This is a genomic window from Ornithinibacillus xuwenensis (assembly GCF_039614845.1).
GTDB lineage: Bacteria > Bacillota > Bacilli > Bacillales > Amphibacillaceae > Ornithinibacillus > Ornithinibacillus xuwenensis.
The window spans coordinates 26393-45682 of sequence record NZ_JBDIML010000011.1 but is presented as its reverse complement, the minus strand read 5'-3'; the positions used below and the strand labels follow the sequence as shown (position 1 = coordinate 45682).

The following is a 19290-nucleotide window of genomic DNA, read 5'->3' as shown; positions in this document are numbered from 1 at the left end:
AGTGGAGGGTTAAGAATGAATCAAGAAACATTAGAATTGTTTAGAACGTTAACGGAATTACAGGGTGCCCCTGGTAATGAGCATCCGGTTCGAGCATTTATGAAAGGTGAGCTTGAGAAATACTCCGATAAAATTATTCAAGATAATCTTGGTGGCGTTTTTGGTGTTAAAAAAGGTACTGGCCCTCGCGTAATGGTTGCAGGACATATGGACGAAGTTGGTTTTATGGTGACACAAATAACCAAAAAGGGATTAATCCGTTTCCAAACTCTTGGTGGTTGGTGGAGCCAAGTGCTACTTGCACAACGCGTGCAAATCATGACTGATAATGGTCCTATAGTTGGGGTGATTAGCTCTATTCCACCTCATAATTTAACGGAAGAACAACGTAAAAAGCCAATGGAAATTAAAAATATGTTAATTGATATTGGTGCTGATGATAAAGAGGATGCTGAAAAAATTGGTATTAAGCCTGGACAACCGATTGTGCCGATTTGTCCTTTTACGCCAATGGCAAATAATAAAAAAATCTTAGCAAAAGCTTGGGATAATCGTTATGGTTGTGGTTTATCTATCGAGCTATTAAAAGAACTACAAAACGAAACCCTTCCAAACCAACTATTTTCAGGAGCAACTGTTCAAGAAGAAGTTGGTCTAAGAGGTGCAAAAGTAGCAGCAAATATGATTAACCCAGATATCTTTTATGCGCTTGATGCATCTCCTGCTAATGATGTCACTGGTAGTGATCAAGAATTCGGTCAACTAGGTAAAGGTGCCCTACTACGTATCTTTGACCGTTCAATGATTACACATCGTGGTATGAGAGAGTTCATTTTGGATACTGCTGAAACGAATAATATTCCGTACCAATATTTCATTTCTCAGGGCGGCACAGATGCTGGTAGTGTACATCTTTCTGCGAACGGTGTACCTTCAGCAGTTGTCGGAATTTGTTCACGCTATATCCATACTTCAGCATCGATCATTCATGTTGATGATTATGCTGCAGCAAAAGATCTTTTAGTAAAACTAGTCAAATCAACTGATCAGAGTACAGTAGATTCCATTCGAAAACAATAGTAGATGATGAACAGCTGCTCTTCGTGAGTAGCTGTTTTCTTAAGGAGATAGGAAATGAAATTCATTGTAGGATCTAAAAACCCGACAAAAGTGAACGCTGTGAAAGAAATTTTTCATCATGAAGTTGTGGTTGGTCTAGATGTGCCTTCTAATGTATCGGCACAACCTTTTTCAGATGAAGAAACAATGCATGGAGCAATTAATCGAGCTAAGCAATGTGCAGCATCAGAAGAAAATTGTTTTGGAATTGGGCTTGAAGGTGGCGTTATGTATGTTGATGACCAATTGTATTTATGTAACTGGGGAGCACTGGTATCACCCGATGGAACGGTATATACTGCAAGTGGTGCAAGAGTAGTATTACCAAAAGAAATTGAGCTAGAATTAAAACAGGGTGTCGAGCTTGGGGGAATTATGGATCGATTTGCAAAAAGGAAAGGCGTCTCCAAAAAAGAAGGAGCAATTGGAATTTTTACAAATGATTTATTATCGAGGAGCGAAATGTTCGCTCAAGTTATGACCTTGCTAAAAGGGCAGTTGGAATACAGTCGAAATAACGAGAAATGCAGCGGATAATCCCGCTGCATTTCTCTTATTCATATAGGTAGGCTAGTACTTCTAATGCTTGATCAACTGTCTCAACAGTGACATTTGCTTTATTGGATAACTCCTTCAGTGGGTGAATTAAGCTTTCTGGTCGAATAATAATAGTTGGTTTATTCATAGCGATAGCCGAACTTGCATCCATTGCCGTATTCCATTGTTTATATTTTTCCCCGAATAGAGCAATAACGACATCTGCTTTTTGCATCAGTACTTGCGTTCTAAAATTATTGATACTTGATGCTGCATCATCCTTATACAATGAATTTGGCTGTTTTCCAAATACTTCCTCACCAATATTATCTGATCGTTCATGATTCGTTTGAGGTGCAACAAATGTTAGTGGAAGATTTTTCTCTCTTGCCTTTTCTTCAACCTCATGACGCCAATTGTCATGTATTTGCCCCGCTAAATAAACAGTAAGTTCCATCATTATTCCTCCTATACTATGAATTTATTATATGTTAATAGTATCGAATGTATGGTATATTGAAAAGTATTTGGTAGTATTACTTGAAATATCTTGAATTAATAGTAATATAAAAGAAGTGATATATAGGGCGAAAGTAGGAGGAGTTTTTATCATGCCAAAATCAACATATAGTGTCGTTGCTGTTTTGTTCGTGTTTATAATTGTCATTAGTGTGTTTACCTATAAATCAGAGGATACCATTATTCAGCAAGCAAAGGAAACTGCCGAAAATACCTTTTTGCATGAAGATATCCCGGCTGAAAACTATCAAGGGGAACACTTATCCTTTTACTTACCAGGGCATATGGAAGTAACAGAGGTAGACGCGAATAACGCAATTCTAAAAAACGGTGACCAAACATTGATTGTGTTTGTCAATACGCTGGAAAATAACCTAAGTAAATTAAATTTTAATGAAGCACAAACTGAAGAAGCGGTTCTATTAGAGTCTTTTGAAAATGATGAGAAATTTGGCTACATTCGCTTACTTCCAACAAAAGATGATAAAGACGTATATGAAATACAGGTAGGAGTTGGCGGAGTTAAAATAACTACCTATACAGAAAAAACAAAGGTAATTGAGGATACAGAAAATTTAATGCAAACAGCCTTATCCATTGCGAAATAATATGGATTGAAGTATTCAGTTAGCAGCTTAGTTGCTAGCTTTTTTCTTATGTAGGAAATCCATCTAAGTGTAATAGTTGAATCAAACAAGAAACAAAGCTATCATAAGTAATTGGATGGCTATTACTTATAATAGCCGCTGTAAGTTTAGGAGGATTTTTTATGAAAATGACAAGTCAGAAAATGAAATCGATTCTGGAGGAGAGGCTGTCAGATTCAAACTATACGGTAAGCTATAATCGAGAAAAGGATACATTTCGTATTGAGTGGAAAAGCTCAAAACAAGGTGTCACGATTAAGCTTCCTACTATTATCGGAAAGTATAATGAACGTGGAGAAGAAGCAATTGATGAGATCGTAAACCACATCCAAGAATCCATGAAAATAATGAATCAATCCTATCAACTGGATGGTAATGAAAAGAATCTTTATCCGGTTATTCGAGCGACATCGTTTCCGACTAAAACGAAATCTGGAATGAACTTAATCTTTAAGGAGCATACCGCAGAGACAAGAATATTCTATGCGCTTGATCTTGGACAATCCTATCGGTTGGTGGATGAAGGGATGCTTGAAGGAGAAGGATGGACTAGGAAACGAATAGATGAAGTAGCAGCCTTTAATTTGCGTTCTTTGACGAATGATTATAAATTAGATTCTGTAGCGGAGAATGATTTTTACTTCTTTGCAAAACAAGATGGCTTTGATGCTAGTCGCATTTTAAATGAAGCTTTACTAGAGGAAATGAAAGCCAAAAGCAAAGGGGACTTGACGATTGCTGTACCCCATCAGGATGTCATGATAATAGCAGATATTCAAAATAACACAGGATATGATATTCTAGCTCAAATGACGATGAAGTTTTTCGCAGAAGGCAGAATACCGATTACATCATTGCCTTTTATTTATGAGGATCAGAAGTTAACACCTATCTTTATCTTAGCAAAAAATAAACCAGAAAAATAAAGAGAAATGAGTGAAGAAAATGGATGTATTTTACAATCCAACAGGAATTGGTAATGTACTAATGATACCGATACAAGATGCTGATGATCGATATAAAATCACGTACAAGACATTCGGTCCAATCACGAAGGTTATGGACAATGACCATAATGTATTAGGCTATAATATTTTTGAGGCTTCCGATCATTTTGAACTTACAAGTACTGGGAAAATTGCGTTAACACCAGAAATGCTTGAACGTATGAAACAATTATTCGAGACTCATAATCTTAATGACAAGCTAGATTTTGATTTAACTCCGAAATTTGTAGTTGGCTACATAACTGAAAAAGGCCCACATGAAAATGCTGACAAACTAAGTGTATGTCAGGTGGATGTAGGTAATGAAGTTCTACAAATCGTATGTGGTGCACCAAATGTTGACAAAGGTCAGAAGGTTGTTGTGGCTAAAGTCGGAGCGACAATGCCTAGTGGATTACGAATAAAACCAACAGAATTAAGAGGTGTACCTTCAAATGGAATGATTTGTTCACAGAAGGAACTTGGTATGCCAAATGCTCCTAAGGAAAAAGGAATTTACGTTCTAGATGAAACGTATTCTGTTGGAGAAGCTTTTCCTGTATAATAGAAAGCAACCTATGTTCTTTTAGGACTTGGTTGCTTTTTCATTTCCGAAAATAGGTGTTATGATATATTAAGATTTTCGTTAATAGACTAAAAAGATAGCTTGAAGAAGGGATAGGGATATACTTCCTGATCTTCCTATGTTGCGAATATAGGACAAGGTTTAATCAATGAATGAAATGAGTGAATGTCATGTGGGACAAATGGAAGAAAAAAATTGAAAACTTCATTTGGAAAGAAGTTGAAGTAGAAGACGAACAAGAATTTCAGCAACAAGAACTACAAGATCCTGTTCCGGATATTAAAACGAGAATGGTATTTCAATACCCAAATAAAGAGTCATATCATTTTCCACGAATCCCAGAACAACATCGAGAAGTTAACAAGCCAAAAGTGAATATTGATATTCCTGCTTATCAACGTAAAGGCAGTAGAAAAGTGAAAACTGATACTGTAGAGAAAGAAAGTATTACATACAAAAACAATGGAAATGGATCAGATGTTTCCAAAAAGCCATTTGAACGTACAGACGTACCATCACCAGTCTATGGGTTTCATTCACGTAGGCAACGGAAAGAAGTAGAATCTGTCCCTGCATATGTACGAAAGCATACGAATTTGGAAGAAACTGTCGATGTAATCCCAGAAGAGAAACATCTACCCATTCAAGATTTTTCTACCTCAATCGAGGAAACGAATATAGCAAATCATTCAGCACCAGTTCGTGAGTTTAATAGTGAACAAGCTTTTAAAAAGGAACAGATGGAAGACGAATCACAATCGTATCCAAAAATAATAGATCAGGACTCGAAAAAAGTGGAGGAGCCAAGCACTACCAATTCACATGTCGTTACTGGTAATTATTCGTCAGATTCAATCCGTAAACCTATGGAGAAAAAACAAAATATTGGTCCTTATAACGTGCTTATGACACCTGAGGACAAGCAAAAATTACGTCAACATTCAATTGAAAAGAAACAAAGCAATATTCCGGCACAAAACATGTCAATAGAGGTTGCTAATTCTACTACTTCTATTCCCTTACATCTATTAAATGATCGAGAAGAAAAAAATAGTTCTAATGATCAATGGATTTTAGAACAGCAACAATTACTCGAAAAAACATTAAAGCACTTTAATGTAAGAGCACGTGTTGTGAATGCGACCCAGGGACCAGCGGTTACAAGATTCGAAGTGCACCCTGAACTTGGTGTGAAAGTAAGTAAAGTGAAAAATCTGAGTGACGATCTAAAACTAAATATGTCAGCTAAGGATATAAGGATTGAAGCACCAATTCCGGGAAAAAACACGATTGGTATAGAGGTTCCTAATCCATCATCACAAATGGTAAGCTTACAGGAAATAATCGGGTCAGACTCTTTTCAATCCAGTTCTTCCCCATTAACAATTGCATTAGGTTTAAGCATTGAAGGAAATCCGGTTACGACCAACATTCAAAAGATGCCACATGGATTGATTGCAGGAGCAACAGGATCTGGTAAAAGTGTATGCATCAATACAATCTTATTAAGCTTAATTTATAAAGCTAGTCATGAGGATGTTAAGTTTTTACTAATCGATCCGAAGATGGTTGAGCTAGCTCCATATAATGGCATTCCACACCTGGTTTCGCCAGTTATTACCAACGTTAAAGCAGCAACTGCTGCATTAAAATGGGCCGTTAATGAAATGGAAGACCGTTATGAAAAGTTTGTACAAGAGGGTGTACGTGATATTGAGCGTTACAACCAAAAAATTCTCAAACAAAATCGCGCAGAAGAAAAAATGCCATTTATCGTAATTGTTATTGATGAGTTAGCTGATCTAATGATGGTTTCCCCACAGGATGTAGAGGATGCCATTAGCAGAATTGCACAAAAAGCCCGTGCTTGCGGTATTCATTTATTATTAGCAACACAGCGGCCATCTGTCGATGTATTAACCGGTTTGATTAAGGCCAATATTCCTACTAGAATTGCATTTAGTGTATCATCTCAAGTGGATTCGAGAACGATAATTGATACAGGTGGTGCGGAGAAGCTACTTGGTAAAGGGGATATGCTATTTGTTGAAAATGGAGTAGGTAAGAGTATGCGACTTCAAGGTCCGTTTGTTTCAGATGAAGAAATTGAACGTGTGACAAATTATGCATGTTCGATTGCTGAACCAAATTATCTATTCGAACAAGAATCACTTCTTAAGCAATATGTAGCTGACGAAGAAGAGGATGATTTATTGCCAGAAGCAATAGAATTTATCTTTGAACAAAATAGTGCGAGCACTTCCCTTTTACAGAGACAATTTAAAATTGGTTATAATAGAGCAGCTAGATTAATGGATGCCCTTGAGAATAAAGGAATAATCTCAAGTCAAAATGGTAGTAAGCCAAGGGATGTGCTCATCACTCAATCACAGCTTGAAGAAATATTATCCTAACAAATTGATGTTTACTTGTGAAAAAAGTCACCTTTATATATGATTAAAAGGAAGTATCTTTAAATTAAGGAGAACATTATGAAAGAAATTGAACAAAAACTAAGCGGACAAATAGACCGTTTAACAAATAAAACCTTTAAATTTGATAAACGAATTAAAGAAGGATGGTTTTCCGCAGTATATTTTCTCAAGACGAAAGAAATTGTAGAAAAAAAGGTACCGAACAATCACGTTACGATGCAGTTCTTTCAGAAAAATCATGCTGTTCTTTGTGGAACGGACGAAGCCATTGCATTAGTACATACTTTCGCAGATAACCCAGAATCTCTAGAGATTCATTCCTTAAAAGATGGCGATAAAATCAGTCCATTTGAGACGGTTTTAACAATTTCTGGTTCCTACCAACAATTTGGCTACTTAGAGGGTATCATTGATGGTATTCTTGCAAGAAGAACATCCGTAGCAACGAATGTATATAATGTTGTAAAAGCGGCAAGGACTTCTGGTAAACAAAAGCCAGTTATTTTCATGGGAGATCGTGATGATCATTACACAACACAGGCTGGAGACGGATATGCTGCGTTTATTGGTGGTTCTACTGCACAGGCTACCCATGCGATGAATGAATGGTGGGGAAAAGAAGGAATGGGTACGATGCCACATGCTATGATTCAAATGTTTAAAGGTGATGTAGTAGCAGCAACTAAAGCTTATCACGAAGTGTATCCAGAAGATGATTTAGTTGCACTTGTTGATTACAACAATGATGTTATTACAGATTCTTTAAAGGTAGCTAGAGCATTTGGCGAAAAATTAAAAGGGGTTCGTCTTGACACATCAAATACTTTAGTTGATAAGTATTTTCTTAGAAACCATCATGTAATGGGGACGTTTGATCCTAGAGGCGTCAATCCGGAGTTGGTTTTTGCATTGAGAAAGGCATTAGATGATAACGGATTTAATCATGTAGAAATTGTAGCAACTGGAGGGTTTACGGAAGAGAAGATTCGATATTTTGAATCTTTGGGTGTTCCAGTTAATACCTATGGAGTAGGAAGAAGCTTACTAAAGCTTGATATTGGATTTACAGGTGATAATGTGTTGCTTAATGGTTCTCCAGAGGCAAAGGATGGTCGTCGTTATCGCCCTAACCCAAGATTAGAGAAAGTGGAGTACCACGGTCAATAGCCACGAATCATCGGCATACACAACCAATTTACTATTTTATTGAGATAAAAGATTTGGTATAATTACTAAATGGTTATTGCTTATTTTAATCAATAGTAGGCCGCTTTTGTGCTGATGATTAGATAAAGGCACATTCGTGTTTTTCTTACACATATAGTTGGAGGTTCTTTTTTATGACAACTTACCATTTTATTGGTATTAAGGGTACTGGAATGAGTGCGCTAGCTCAAATTCTCCATGACTCAGGAGAAAAAGTCCAGGGATCAGACGTAGAAAAAAGTTTTTTTACCCAAGAAGCGTTAGAAACTAAAAACATACCGATATTCCCATTTTCAGCGGAAAATATAAAAGATGATTTTACTATAATTGCAGGTAATGCTTTTTCAGATGATCATGTTGAAATACAAGAGGCAAAGCGTAAAGGTCTTGTGTATTATCGATATCATGAATTTTTGGGTGAATGGCTAAAGCAATATACAAGTATTGCTGTAACAGGTGCACATGGTAAAACGTCGACAACAGGTTTGCTTGCACATGTTTTAGATTCTGTTTATCCGATTTCTTATTTAATTGGAGACGGTACAGGTAGAGGCCATGTGGATAGTAATTACTTTGTCTTCGAAGCTTGTGAATATAGAAGACATTTTTTAAGTTATGAACCTGACTATGCAATTATGACAAACATTGATTTTGATCATCCGGATTATTTTTCCAGTATAAATGATGTTTTTGATGCTTTTCAGTCGATGGCTGATAATGTTAAAAAAGGAATCATTGCATGTGGAGATGATGAAAAACTTCAGCAAATCCAAGCAAAGGTACCAGTGGTCTATTACGGATTTTTACCAGCAAATGATTTTCAAGCTCAAAATGTAAAAGAAACAGAAGTAGGTACAGAATTTGATGTCTTTGTTCGTAACACATATTATGACACCTTTACGATTCCTATGTATGGTAACCATCATGTGCTAAATGCACTATCTGTAATTGCAATATGCCATTATGAAGGCATGAATGCGGAGGATATAAAAAATATTAGTACATTTAAAGGTGTAAAACGTCGTTTTTCGGAAAAGAAAATCGGAAATCAAGTTATTATTGATGACTATGCTCATCATCCGCGTGAAATAAATGCGACAATTGAGTCAGCACGTAAAAAGTATCCAAACAAAGAGGTTGTTGCAATTTTTCAGCCACATACATTTACAAGAACGAAAACATTCTTACAGGAATTTGCGGATAGCTTGAATGCTGCTGATTTCGTGTATTTATGTGATATTTTTGGTTCGGCAAGAGAAGATAGCGGACAATTAACAATTCAGGATCTTCAAAAACTGGTTCCAAATAGTACAATATTGAAGCTTGACAAAGTACATGAATTAAGTGAATTTACGGAAAGTGTTTTAGTATTTATGGGTGCTGGCGATATTCAAAAATTCCAGCAGGCATACGAAGAAGGTTTAACTTCTGGTAAAGTAGAAAATGCATAACTAAATAAATCTTAATAAGCCTGTTACAAACTGTAACAGGCTTATTTTTATTAAATTTTATCCTTGAATCACTACATATTATTCGAAATTCATAATAGAAAAGCCTATAATGGAGATATACTATAATAGAATTGTTTCATGACCCAAATAATAGGGTATTATGAATAAGTAACAGCAAAATATGACAACTCGATAATGGTCAATTTAGAAAAGAAAGGAAGGATCATCATAATGGAGGTATTACTATATATTGCTGCTATTATTGCTGCAGTTGCTTTTGCAGTTTTAGTAATATTTTTAGCAATGACATTAAAGGCATCTACTAGAACATTAAACAACGTAGCGAATACATTAGAAGGCTTGGAGAAGCAGATGCAAGGTATTACAACTGAAACGACGGAATTACTACACAAAACAAATACCTTAGCAGAAGATATAAATCAAAAAACTGCTAAATTAGAAGGGGTATTTGATGGAATAAAGGGCATTGGGGAAACAGTTCAAGATTTTAATCAATCCTTAAGACGATTCTCTACAAATGTCTCTAGAGCAGCTTCAGAAAATGAGGATAAGGCTTCACAGGCTGTAACTTGGGGTGCTGCGTTATTTGATCTAATTAAAAAGAAAAAATAAATTAGGGAGGAATTTATAATGACAGAGAATAATGGAAAAGATTTTGTATTGGGTACAATTATTGGTGCAGCAGTAGGTGCTAGTCTAGCACTATTATTTGCACCGAAATCTGGTAAAGAACTAAGAGGCGATATTAATCAAGGTGCTGTACAGGTTCGTGAACGAGCTACGGAGTGGAAGGATATTGCCCAGGCTAAAGGACAAGAATGGAAGGATTTAGCTGTTATTAAAGGATCTGAACTAAAACAAAAGACACAGGATTTATCAACAAATGTTCAATCAAAATTCCAAAATATGCGTGAGAACGATAACCAATCAGATGTAGAAGTAGACGAATACTAAAATTAGAAGAGCTGTAGCATTGCTACAGCTCTTCTATTACTATTCATGCCATACGATGGATAAATTATCACCTGCTTGTACAGTCTCAAAGAAAGTAGTAGGCTGATCGTTTTTCATCATGGTAAACTTTCCGTTAGCATTCTTTAAATCAATATCCACATAGCGAAAGACATCTTGGAAGATAAAGTCTTCAATTGCTTTATCTTGAATTGAAATGTGATCGTTTAGCGCTAGGACGCTATCCTCATCTAACTCAATATCCCCTTTACGTATCATCACTTTTGGTTGTTTCATGGTAACAGCTTTGCCATTAAAGGATACTTTGATTTGATGATAAAATTCCTTCTGCAATTGCGCTAATAAAATTGAAACAGTAGGCACTTGCTTTGGAACGATTTTTAAATTATCATTTTCTCTTAATTTATAATCTAATGATGCGTTTTTTCCATTAACCACATATTGGGTTTCTGCTAAATCCAATGTTACTTTTCGATTATTAACGTAAACAACAAACGCTTTATCAGAAGGCGCTTGTTCAGGAGAGACTGCAGCTAAAAAGTCTCTTACTGTTTTTGGTGTTTCGAGCACGATATTATCACGGTCTTGAATGATATAATCTACTGATTTAACTTTATTATTCACATAATAAGTTGTTTTTAACTCATATGGTTGATCATTAAATCGGATTTTAGTGGCCGGAATATCGCCCAATATTTCATGTAGCTTGATTTTAGGTTGGTGACCATCTTCTCCTTTTTGGATGACAATTTTGTCGCCGTTATGAACAATATTATCGACTGTAGCGGGCTGTTCATTAAGTAGGATGGATGGCGGATTTCCAAATTCTCCGGGCATTGTAATCTGTTTTCCATTAAATGTGATTATAGATGCCATACCCGGCTTCCCATACAGTTTATTGACTTCAATTCCTGCCTGTACAAGACTATCACCAATCGTCAGCTCCTTCATTTCGAACATACGAATTACATTTTCATTTACCGTGATGGAAATGTAATGGATTGGGTTTTGCTTTGCTGCGATGGCAATTCCGATTGGTGTGACAAAATCTGGTCCCGTTGGGAGATTATCTGTCTTTTCTAAGGATTGAATAGCATCAATACCCCTAATCGCAACACGATTAGCTGGTAGCTGTAATTTATTGGCTAGCTTCGTTGTGAATTCAGGTGTTTGGCTGCCACCTCCAACTAACATGACAGCTTTTGGTGAAGCACCATTCAATTGAAGTATTTCCTCGGCAATAGATGATGCCAGCTTGTCTATACTATCCTCAATTTCTAAAACAAGATTTCCATAAGTAATAGTGGATTCGAAGCCCAGAATATCAGATACAGTTGCTTCTCCTTCATTTACGATAAGTCGTTTTGTTTCTTCTGCCATCGGGAAATCTAATAAATATTTGTCACTGACTGCTTCTGTTATTTCATCTCCTGCAATCGGCACCATTCCATATGCTGCAACAGTACCATTGTCTGTAATAGCAATATCGCTTGTTCCTGCTCCAATATCAACTAAGGCCACATTTAACCGTCTCATAGATTCTGGAATAAGAACCTGAATGGCAGCAATAGGCTCTAAAGTTAAGGCTTCCATTTCTAAATCAGCTCTGTTTAAGGCAGACAGTAACGACTCAACAACTACTTTTGGTAGAAATGTCGCAATAATTTCAACAGATGCAGATTGTCCACTTTGATCAATTAGTGAGCCAATTCTTTCCTGGTCAATTTTATATTCGAGGACGGAATAACCAACACAGTAATAGTTAGAATAATCACGATCAGATTCAATAGATGCAATTTTTACTTGTGCAGCATGAACGGCACTTAATTCAAGGTGCTTAATAGTCTCTAATTCTGTAATTGGTTTCTGGTCTAACTCTAGGGTGGCTGATGATGTAATGGTTTTTAATGACCTTCCAGCTGCAGCTACACATACCTTGTGTAACGGACCATTTGATTTTTCTAGTTGTTCTTTTACATACTTAATAACCTCTGCGACTTCCACGACATTGTGAATTTGGCCATCAAGCATAGAGCGTACTTGATGCTCTTTGACGCAGTGATCAATTAATGTATAAGATGATGATTCGCTCTTTTCTAATATTACCCCTGTAACAGAACGGGTACCAATATCTAGTGCAAAGATGTGATCGTTCTTCATTATGTATGTCCCCCTAAAGTAAAACGATTATAAATTAAATTATAGTAAAACAGTTTAGTATATCTTTCAGTATAAGCAGAATTTGTCTAATAATCTACCTTATTATTATAAACTTAAAGATGACAAAGAGAAAATTATTAGCTATAATTGTTTCAAAATGTGAACATGTGACATTTGTTTATTTTTTCTTTCCTTTTAGGAGGCTATCGTAATGAATCCAAATGATTTAGACCAACTTCGAGATAAATTAGATAATGTGAATTTACAGCTGCTTGAACTTGTGAATTTACGAGCAGCTATCGTGCAACAAATTGGTCAATTAAAAAGTAAGCAAGGTATGAATCGATTTGATCCAGTAAGAGAACGACAAATGCTTGATCAATTAATTCATTTTAACAATGGTCCCTTCGATAATTCTACAATTGAACACATCTTTAAAGAAATCTTTAAAGCAGGACTAGAATTACAAGAGGATGATCATCGAAAAGAGTTATTGGTTTCTAGAAAGCGTAAACCGGATAATACCATAATCGATATAAAGGGTGAAAAAGTAGGAGATGGTAATACACACTTCGTAATGGGTCCTTGTGCCGTGGAAAGCTATGAACAGGTACGTGAAGTGGCAAAAGCGGTTAATCGGAATGGAATTAAGCTTCTTCGCGGCGGTGCATTCAAGCCACGTACATCCCCATATGACTTTCAAGGGTTAGGAGTAGAAGGTTTACAGATTTTAAGAAGTGTAGCTGATGAGTTTGATTTAGCAGTTATTAGTGAGATTGTAAATCCAGCTCATATTGAGAAAGCAATTGATTATGTAGATGTTATTCAAATCGGTGCAAGAAATATGCAGAACTTCGAGTTATTAAAAGCAGCTGGTGATGTTGATAAACCAGTATTATTAAAACGGGGTTTATCTGCTACAATAGCGGAGTTTATAAATGCTGCTGAATATATTATTTCTCGAGGGAATGGAAATATTATTTTATGTGAGCGAGGAATTCGCACGTACGAAACTGCAACAAGAAATACATTAGATATCTCAGCGGTTCCGATTTTGAAGCAAGAAACCCATTTACCTGTTATGGTCGATGTGACACATTCTACAGGGAGAAGAGACCTATTGATTCCAACTGCTAAAGCTGCCCTTGCAATTGGAGCAGATGGAATTATGGCAGAAGTTCATCCCGATCCTGCAGTAGCACTTTCAGATTCCGCACAGCAAATGGATATCCCAACATTCGAGAACTTCTTGCAGGAATTGTCAAAATATACAACTTCTATTTCTTAAGTAAATAATTTTCATAGACTGATCGTAATGATCGGTCTTTTTCATTCATAAGGAAATAGGGTTGTATGAAGTTTCAATAATTTACTATTTTTTTTGTGTTTTTTTGCATGGTAGAGTATGATTATTACATAGTAATGATACGTGTCTTTTATATGAAGGAACGGATATACAGGAGGTAATTTTGATGACAGTAACAATATATGATGTAGCAAGAGAAGCGAACGTGTCGATGGCAACCGTTTCCCGTGTAGTGAATGGAAATCCGAACGTAAAGCCAACCACAAGAAAGAAAGTACTAGCAACTATTGAACGATTGGGCTATCGTCCTAATGCGGTTGCACGTGGACTAGCTAGTAAGAAAACAACTACAGTAGGTGCAATTATTCCCGATATATCTAGCATATTTTTTGCTGAATTAGCTCGAGGAATTGAAGATATTGCAACGATGTATAAATACAATATTATTTTAAGTAACTCTGATCAAAACAAGGATAAAGAGCTGCAATTGATTAATACGATGTTAGAAAAGCAGGTTGACGGGATTATTTTCATGGGTGGAAATATTTCTGATGAACATGTTCATCAATTTTCGACTGCATCTGTGCCAGTTGTATTAGCCGCAACCTATGATGGGACAGAATCAATCCCTTCCGTAAATATTGACTATGAAGAAGCAGCATATGAAGCAACGAAATATTTAATTGATAAAGGAAATAAAAAGTTAGCTTTTGTCTCAGGTAGAGAAGATGTAACCATCAATCAATTGAAGTATCAAGGATACTTACGTGCCTTAAAAGATGCGTCTATTCCAGTGGTGGAAGACTATATCATAAACGGTGACTATACGTATGACTCTGGAATGAAAGCAGTTGAACAACTCTTAAAGCTGAATGATAAACCGACAGCAGTCTTTGCTGCCTCTGACTCAATTGCACTTGGTGTCATTCATGGTACACAGGATTTAGGCTATAAAGTTCCAGAGGATTTAGAAGTATTCGGGTTTGATAATACTAAATTAGCAAATATGGTCCGACCTACTCTATCGACTGTTGTACAACCGATGTATGATATTGGTGCCGTTGCGATGCGCTTATTGACGAAATTCATGAATAAAGAGGAAGTAGAGGAGAAGAAGGTAGTATTGCCACACCGTCTAATTGACAGAAATTCAACAAAATAAAAAAAATGTCGATATAATCAATAGAATTGTTTACTACGCAAAAATTGGGGAGAGAGAGTATGAGAAAAAGAGATTTATTAACTCCTATCGGCATTACTGTAGGTTTTGTTATGATTATGTTGGCAATACTTTCCAATGCTGGTACAGAAGGTTTTATTTCATTTATTGATGTTGCTTCAATATTAATTGTTATTGGCGGTGTTATTGGATCACTACTAATTAACTTTAAAATGGAGCAAATAAAGCTAACCGGAAGAGTATTGAAAGAATCCTTTAATCAAAATGAACGACAGCTCACAGAATTAATCAATTTATTCATCCGACTATCAGAGAGAGCTAGAAGAGAAGGAATATTAGCTTTAGAAAATGAGCTAGATGATGTAGACGAACCATTTATTAAAAAAGGAATCCTATTAGCAGTTGACGGTATTGAACCAGAGGTTATTAGCGATATTATGAGTGCAGAAATTGCTGCAATGGAAGAACGACATTATCGAGGAAGAATGATTATTGTAAAATGTGGAGAATATGCCCCAGCTTGGGGAATGATAGGTACGTTAATAGGTCTTGTTCTCATGTTAAATAATTTACAAGATCCTTCTACATTAGGCCCTAGTATGGCTGTAGCGTTACTTACGACTTTATATGGTACGGTGCTTGCTAACTTAGTATTTATTCCAATGGCAAGTAAATTAGAAAATAAAACAGAAGAGGAAGTCTTCATCAAACAAATTATTATTGAAGGTGTAATTGGTGTTCAGTCAGGCCAAAATCCACGCATATTAGAAGAAAAACTCGGTGCCTTCCTTTCAAGTGATTCAAAGAATAAGAAGGACATGGAGGAAGAATCTTCATTTGTTGGGGAGGGTCTAAATGAAGCATAGGGTTAGAAGAAAAAAGGATGATAAAGGTGCTCCAAAATGGATGGTAACGTATTCCGATATGGTCACATTAATTCTTGTTTTTTTCATCTTGTTATTCTCTATGTCTCAGATTGATGCCTCTAAATTTGAAGCGATTTCAGAATCGTTTCGAAATCGTATGATATTTGATTTTTCTCCATCACCAGTACCGATGGAAAATCCAACTGAAAATACGAGTAATGAAGAAAAAGGTCAAACTACGAATGAGTTTGAAGTACCTTCAGAGGATAAAAAAGAATCAGAATCGGATGTAGAAGAAGCAGCACAAGAGGATTCACTACACGATTTAATGCAAGAAGTGGAAAGTTATCTTGATGAAAATAATTTAAATAATTTTGTTTCTGCAAATCGTTCCGAGCGAGGAGTTGTATTGGTCCTCCAAGATAGTATCTTATTTGATCCTGGTGAAGCAGAAATTCTACCTTCAGCACTTCCATTTTTAACGAAGGTAGGTACATTACTATCCCAAATTGATAATGATATTAAAGTTGAGGGTCACACAGACAATATACCCATGTCAAGTTATCGATATCCTTCTAACTGGGAATTATCTGGTGCAAGAGCAAGTAGTGTTGTTCGTTTCTTAGTCGATGAAAACAAGCTAAAGGATACTCGTTTTTCGATTTCGGGTTATGGTGATACAAGGCCTCTCGCACCAAATGATAATGCGAATAACCGAAGTAAAAACAGAAGAGTTGAAATTGTCATTGTAGAAAACGGCACGCAAAGTTAAAGGAGTTGAATAATCAACTCCTTTTTACTTTGGTGTACTTTAGCAAGTTTACTAGTGTGTTATAATTTTTTTCATTGATTTCTTGTTTTCTTGATATTTCAGGAATAGAGTCAGCTGAATCCTTCCACATTTCTGGTAACGTAACTGGAGCTTCTTTTTGCCATTTATTCAACCAGGAACTTGCTATATTACCACTTAAGGGTGTTCCTGTTTTCATGACATTCCATACTTGAGACCAAGCGCGAGGTACGACTCGCCATATATCATAACCGCCTCCACCGAGAGCTATCCATTTGCCATCACAGTACTGATTGGCAATTTCTGACGCAATGAGTGGTATTTTTTCATAAATCTCCATGGTGCCACATAAATGAGTTAATGGATCATAATAATGAGCATCGGCCCCATTTTGCGTTAGGATAATGTCTGGCTGAAAGAAATCAGCAATCTCCCGTAAAGCTTTTTCATAGACTTCAATAAAGGATTCATCCTGTGTAAAGGCATCGATCGGTAAATTAAAGCTATATCCATGACCTTCCTTAATACCCCGTTCATTCACATTTCCTGTACCTGGAAATAAATATCTACCAGTTTCATGGATAGAGAATGTACAAACAGTTGCATCCTCATAAAAAGCTAATTGGACACCATCACCATGATGTGCATCTGTATCCACATACAGTACCTTAAGTCCATATTTTTCCTGTATATATTTAATTGCGATAGCCGCATCATTGTAGATACAAAATCCAGAAGCCATTCGCTTAAAGCCATGATGAAGTCCACCTGCAAAGCTAGCTGCTTTATTTGTATCACCTGTTAACACAGCATCTACTGCCGTAAGAGAAGCACCGACTATTTTGGCAGCTGCTTCATGCATATTCGAAAATATAGGGGTATCCTCTGTACCAAGTCCAAATTTTTTTAACTGACTTGGTTGAAGCAAATTAGCTGATTTCACAGCATGAATATACGCAGGGTCGTGTATAAGCGCTATTTCTTCATCTGTTGCACTTCGAGGTTGGATTATTTCGTCAGCAGCCAGTTGCCCCGAGGCTTCTAGTAGTTCCTTTGTTAGCAATAATCGTTTTTGATTGAATGGATGTTCTTCGTAGAAATGATAGTCTAATAGTGACTGGTCATAAACAAATTGTACTGCTGTATTCATACTTTTGGCTCCGGAATATTATTTGGCCACATAAGCTCATAACCTAAGCTCCGTAGCTCTCGAATGATTGGTAGCGGATTCATTGTTTGAATTCGAAAAACTAATATCTTATATTGATGATCATTTTTATATGGATATACTAAGACAGAGGAAATATTTAGACCATGTTTACCGAAAACAGACGCAACCTCAGGTAGAATTCCTGGTTTATTTGGCACCTTCACCTCTATTTGTGAGCCTTGTATATGTGTTCCAGTTAGTTGTATTAGGGTATAAAGTAAGTCTTTTTCTGTTATAACACCAACGAGCTTATTATTGCTAACGACAGGGAGGCAGGCTATCTCACGGTCGTAAAAGATGCGTGCAACCTCTTCGACAAAATCTAATGGGTGTACTGTTATAACAGGACTACTCATGATCGTGTGTATTTCTTTTTCTAGAATTGATTTATCTTGTTTTTCTGTAAGAATCGATGGGTTTGCATCACGCACATCTCGATCAGATACTATTCCAATAACAGAATAATCGTCATCCACGATAGGAATATGTCTGATCTTATTTCCCGATAGTAGTTGGTGAGCAGTAGCAATCGTTTCATTTGCTCTTAACGTAATCACAGTCCGATTCATAATCGCTTCTACATGCATTATAACCCCTCCCTCATATTTCGTAATTGATGTCTTCTTAAAAATCGAAGTGTATCAAACTGAACAATTGAATTGTCTTGAACGTTCTTGCCGATACGTACCATTAGGCAATTAGCGGGATGTGATATAATCTCTGGATCATCGGTAGGAGCAGGTAAGAGTCCTCCAACTGCCATCATTTTCTCCATCACCTTTCGATAATCCCAGATACTTAGTTGAGTTCCCTTTAAATCCCAATGCCAGTAGTACTCAGTAGAGATAATAATATAGTTTTCCATATATCGGTCCATCATGGAGACCTTTAATAAATTGGAAGCAATTCCATAACCACGATAAGCGGGTATTACTTCAATGGCACCTAACTCAATTAAATTATCTATCTGAAAGGTAGACCATCTTTCCAATGCATCAGGGTATAGATAGGTTACATATCCGATTATGGTATCTTCTTTTCTAGCAATAATGATTCGGCCTTCTGGTAATTCTGCAATACCTAGGAGTGCTTGGAACTGTTTTGAAGCTGGACGAAATGCTGTTAAATCCTCATGGAAATTGTATGTTTGCAAGGTCGAAGCAGAAACTGGTCCTTCAATCACAATTTTTCCCAATGCGGTTTCTTTATCGATAGAATGATGTGTCATTCTATGTTCCATTTGTATACCACCACCGAAAATGTTAAGTCATTGTTACGCTTATGTTATATTATACAGGA

Annotated in this window: 19 protein-coding genes; 14 read left to right on the top strand and 5 right to left on the bottom strand. The window is 36.4% G+C overall.

From position 1 onward, the window contains the following. Positions 1-15 precede the first annotated feature (15 nt). On the top strand, positions 16-1080 hold the full coding sequence (locus tag ABC228_RS18590) for a M42 family metallopeptidase (protein ID WP_345826680.1): 1065 nt from the start codon (positions 16-18) through the stop codon (positions 1078-1080). A 54-nt stretch (positions 1081-1134) separates the two neighbouring features. After that, entirely contained in the window at positions 1135-1656 is a 522-nt protein-coding gene (locus tag ABC228_RS18585; RefSeq protein WP_345826679.1) for a DUF84 family protein, read from the top strand. A 16-nt stretch (positions 1657-1672) separates the two neighbouring features. Here the strand turns inward: ABC228_RS18585 and ABC228_RS18580 are convergent, their stop codons facing one another. Then, positions 1673-2113, bottom strand: coding sequence for a YtoQ family protein (locus ABC228_RS18580; protein WP_345826693.1), 441 nt, complete (start codon positions 2111-2113; stop codon positions 1673-1675). Between the two features lie 154 nt (positions 2114-2267). Here ABC228_RS18580 and ABC228_RS18575 point away from each other — a divergent pair, with 154 nt between their 5' ends. The 8 genes from ABC228_RS18575 (at position 2268) to ABC228_RS18540 (ending at position 10461) form a co-directional block, all read left to right on the top strand. Further along, positions 2268-2783: a hypothetical protein gene (locus ABC228_RS18575; RefSeq protein ID WP_345826678.1), complete on the top strand. Its 516-nt coding sequence runs from the start codon at positions 2268-2270 to the stop codon at positions 2781-2783. Between the two features lie 161 nt (positions 2784-2944). Next, entirely contained in the window at positions 2945-3748 is an 804-nt protein-coding gene (locus tag ABC228_RS18570; protein ID WP_345826677.1) for a DUF1444 domain-containing protein, read from the top strand. Between the two features lie 19 nt (positions 3749-3767). Continuing rightward, positions 3768-4373: a YtpR family tRNA-binding protein gene (gene ytpR / locus ABC228_RS18565; protein ID WP_345826676.1), complete on the top strand. Its 606-nt coding sequence runs from the start codon at positions 3768-3770 to the stop codon at positions 4371-4373. A 191-nt stretch (positions 4374-4564) separates the two neighbouring features. After that, on the top strand, positions 4565-6808 hold the full coding sequence (locus ABC228_RS18560) for a DNA translocase FtsK (RefSeq protein WP_345826675.1): 2244 nt from the start codon (positions 4565-4567) through the stop codon (positions 6806-6808). Positions 6809-6886: 78 nt separating this feature from the next. Next, positions 6887-7996: a nicotinate phosphoribosyltransferase gene (locus tag ABC228_RS18555; RefSeq protein WP_345826674.1), complete on the top strand. Its 1110-nt coding sequence runs from the start codon at positions 6887-6889 to the stop codon at positions 7994-7996. Between the two features lie 173 nt (positions 7997-8169). Next, positions 8170-9486 (top strand): UDP-N-acetylmuramate--L-alanine ligase, encoded by a 1317-nt coding sequence (gene murC, locus ABC228_RS18550; RefSeq protein ID WP_345826673.1) that lies wholly within the window; start codon positions 8170-8172, stop codon positions 9484-9486. A gap of 231 nt (positions 9487-9717) precedes the next feature. Further along, positions 9718-10119 (top strand): DUF948 domain-containing protein, encoded by a 402-nt coding sequence (locus ABC228_RS18545; RefSeq protein ID WP_345826672.1) that lies wholly within the window; start codon positions 9718-9720, stop codon positions 10117-10119. Positions 10120-10137: 18 nt separating this feature from the next. Beyond that, positions 10138-10461: a YtxH domain-containing protein gene (locus tag ABC228_RS18540; RefSeq protein ID WP_345826671.1), complete on the top strand. Its 324-nt coding sequence runs from the start codon at positions 10138-10140 to the stop codon at positions 10459-10461. Positions 10462-10500: 39 nt separating this feature from the next. Here ABC228_RS18540 and ABC228_RS18535 read toward each other — a convergent pair whose 3' ends face one another. Beyond that, on the bottom strand, positions 10501-12639 hold the full coding sequence (locus ABC228_RS18535; RefSeq protein WP_345826670.1) for a cell division protein FtsA: 2139 nt from the start codon (positions 12637-12639) through the stop codon (positions 10501-10503). A gap of 211 nt (positions 12640-12850) precedes the next feature. Here ABC228_RS18535 and ABC228_RS18530 point away from each other — a divergent pair, with 211 nt between their 5' ends. The 4 genes from ABC228_RS18530 (at position 12851) to motS (ending at position 16763) form a co-directional block, all read left to right on the top strand. Further along, positions 12851-13927 carry a bifunctional 3-deoxy-7-phosphoheptulonate synthase/chorismate mutase gene (locus ABC228_RS18530; protein ID WP_345826669.1) on the top strand — a complete coding sequence of 359 codons (1077 nt, stop codon included), beginning with the start codon at positions 12851-12853 and terminating at the stop codon, positions 13925-13927. A gap of 184 nt (positions 13928-14111) precedes the next feature. Further along, positions 14112-15107, top strand: coding sequence for a catabolite control protein A (ccpA, locus tag ABC228_RS18525; protein ID WP_345826668.1), 996 nt, complete (start codon positions 14112-14114; stop codon positions 15105-15107). A gap of 59 nt (positions 15108-15166) precedes the next feature. After that, complete coding sequence (gene motP / locus ABC228_RS18520) at positions 15167-15991, top strand: flagellar motor protein MotP (RefSeq protein ID WP_345826667.1); 825 nt, start codon at positions 15167-15169, stop codon at positions 15989-15991. After that, on the top strand, positions 15981-16763 hold the full coding sequence (gene motS, locus ABC228_RS18515; protein ID WP_345826666.1) for a flagellar motor protein MotS: 783 nt from the start codon (positions 15981-15983) through the stop codon (positions 16761-16763). The genes motP and motS overlap by 11 nt, the downstream gene beginning before the upstream one ends. A gap of 13 nt (positions 16764-16776) precedes the next feature. Here the strand turns inward: motS and ABC228_RS18510 are convergent, their stop codons facing one another. From ABC228_RS18510 to ABC228_RS18500, 3 genes are read right to left on the bottom strand one after another with little or no spacing between them, the layout of a single operon-like run. After that, the gene (locus tag ABC228_RS18510; RefSeq protein ID WP_345826665.1) at positions 16777-17931 is read right to left on the bottom strand and encodes an acetoin utilization protein AcuC; all 1155 of its coding nucleotides are present in this window, start codon (positions 17929-17931) and stop codon (positions 16777-16779) included. Then, positions 17928-18578, bottom strand: a complete 651-nt coding sequence (locus ABC228_RS18505; protein WP_345826664.1) for an acetoin utilization AcuB family protein — start codon at positions 18576-18578, stop codon at positions 17928-17930. Before ABC228_RS18505 ends, ABC228_RS18510 begins: the two co-directional genes overlap by 4 nt. Further along, the gene (locus tag ABC228_RS18500) at positions 18578-19231 is read right to left on the bottom strand and encodes a GNAT family N-acetyltransferase (RefSeq protein WP_345826663.1); all 654 of its coding nucleotides are present in this window, start codon (positions 19229-19231) and stop codon (positions 18578-18580) included. The genes ABC228_RS18505 and ABC228_RS18500 overlap by 1 nt, the downstream gene beginning before the upstream one ends. Positions 19232-19290 lie beyond the last annotated feature (59 nt).

Bases quoted from the DNA above. Each gene is read 5' to 3' on its own strand.
- ABC228_RS18590 (WP_345826680.1), top strand. From the start codon at position 16: ATGAATCAAGAAACATTAGAATTGTTTAGAACGTTAACGGAATTACAG.
- ABC228_RS18555 (WP_345826674.1), top strand. From the start codon at position 6,887: ATGAAAGAAATTGAACAAAAACTAAGCGGACAAATAGACCGTTTAACA.
- ABC228_RS18580 (WP_345826693.1), bottom strand. From the start codon at position 2,113: ATGGAACTTACTGTTTATTTAGCGGGGCAAATACATGACAATTGGCGT.
- ABC228_RS18585 (WP_345826679.1), top strand. From the start codon at position 1,135: ATGAAATTCATTGTAGGATCTAAAAACCCGACAAAAGTGAACGCTGTG.
- ytpR (WP_345826676.1), top strand. From the start codon at position 3,768: ATGGATGTATTTTACAATCCAACAGGAATTGGTAATGTACTAATGATA.
- motS (WP_345826666.1), top strand. From the start codon at position 15,981: ATGAAGCATAGGGTTAGAAGAAAAAAGGATGATAAAGGTGCTCCAAAA.
- ABC228_RS18505 (WP_345826664.1), bottom strand. From the start codon at position 18,578: ATGCATGTAGAAGCGATTATGAATCGGACTGTGATTACGTTAAGAGCA.
- ABC228_RS18540 (WP_345826671.1), top strand. From the start codon at position 10,138: ATGACAGAGAATAATGGAAAAGATTTTGTATTGGGTACAATTATTGGT.
- ABC228_RS18535 (WP_345826670.1), bottom strand. From the start codon at position 12,639: ATGAAGAACGATCACATCTTTGCACTAGATATTGGTACCCGTTCTGTT.
- ccpA (WP_345826668.1), top strand. From the start codon at position 14,112: ATGACAGTAACAATATATGATGTAGCAAGAGAAGCGAACGTGTCGATG.
- ABC228_RS18570 (WP_345826677.1), top strand. From the start codon at position 2,945: ATGAAAATGACAAGTCAGAAAATGAAATCGATTCTGGAGGAGAGGCTG.
- ABC228_RS18560 (WP_345826675.1), top strand. From the start codon at position 4,565: ATGTGGGACAAATGGAAGAAAAAAATTGAAAACTTCATTTGGAAAGAA.
- ABC228_RS18545 (WP_345826672.1), top strand. From the start codon at position 9,718: ATGGAGGTATTACTATATATTGCTGCTATTATTGCTGCAGTTGCTTTT.
- ABC228_RS18575 (WP_345826678.1), top strand. From the start codon at position 2,268: ATGCCAAAATCAACATATAGTGTCGTTGCTGTTTTGTTCGTGTTTATA.
- ABC228_RS18530 (WP_345826669.1), top strand. From the start codon at position 12,851: ATGAATCCAAATGATTTAGACCAACTTCGAGATAAATTAGATAATGTG.
- ABC228_RS18500 (WP_345826663.1), bottom strand. From the start codon at position 19,231: ATGGAACATAGAATGACACATCATTCTATCGATAAAGAAACCGCATTG.
- murC (WP_345826673.1), top strand. From the start codon at position 8,170: ATGACAACTTACCATTTTATTGGTATTAAGGGTACTGGAATGAGTGCG.
- ABC228_RS18510 (WP_345826665.1), bottom strand. From the start codon at position 17,931: ATGAATACAGCAGTACAATTTGTTTATGACCAGTCACTATTAGACTAT.
- motP (WP_345826667.1), top strand. From the start codon at position 15,167: ATGAGAAAAAGAGATTTATTAACTCCTATCGGCATTACTGTAGGTTTT.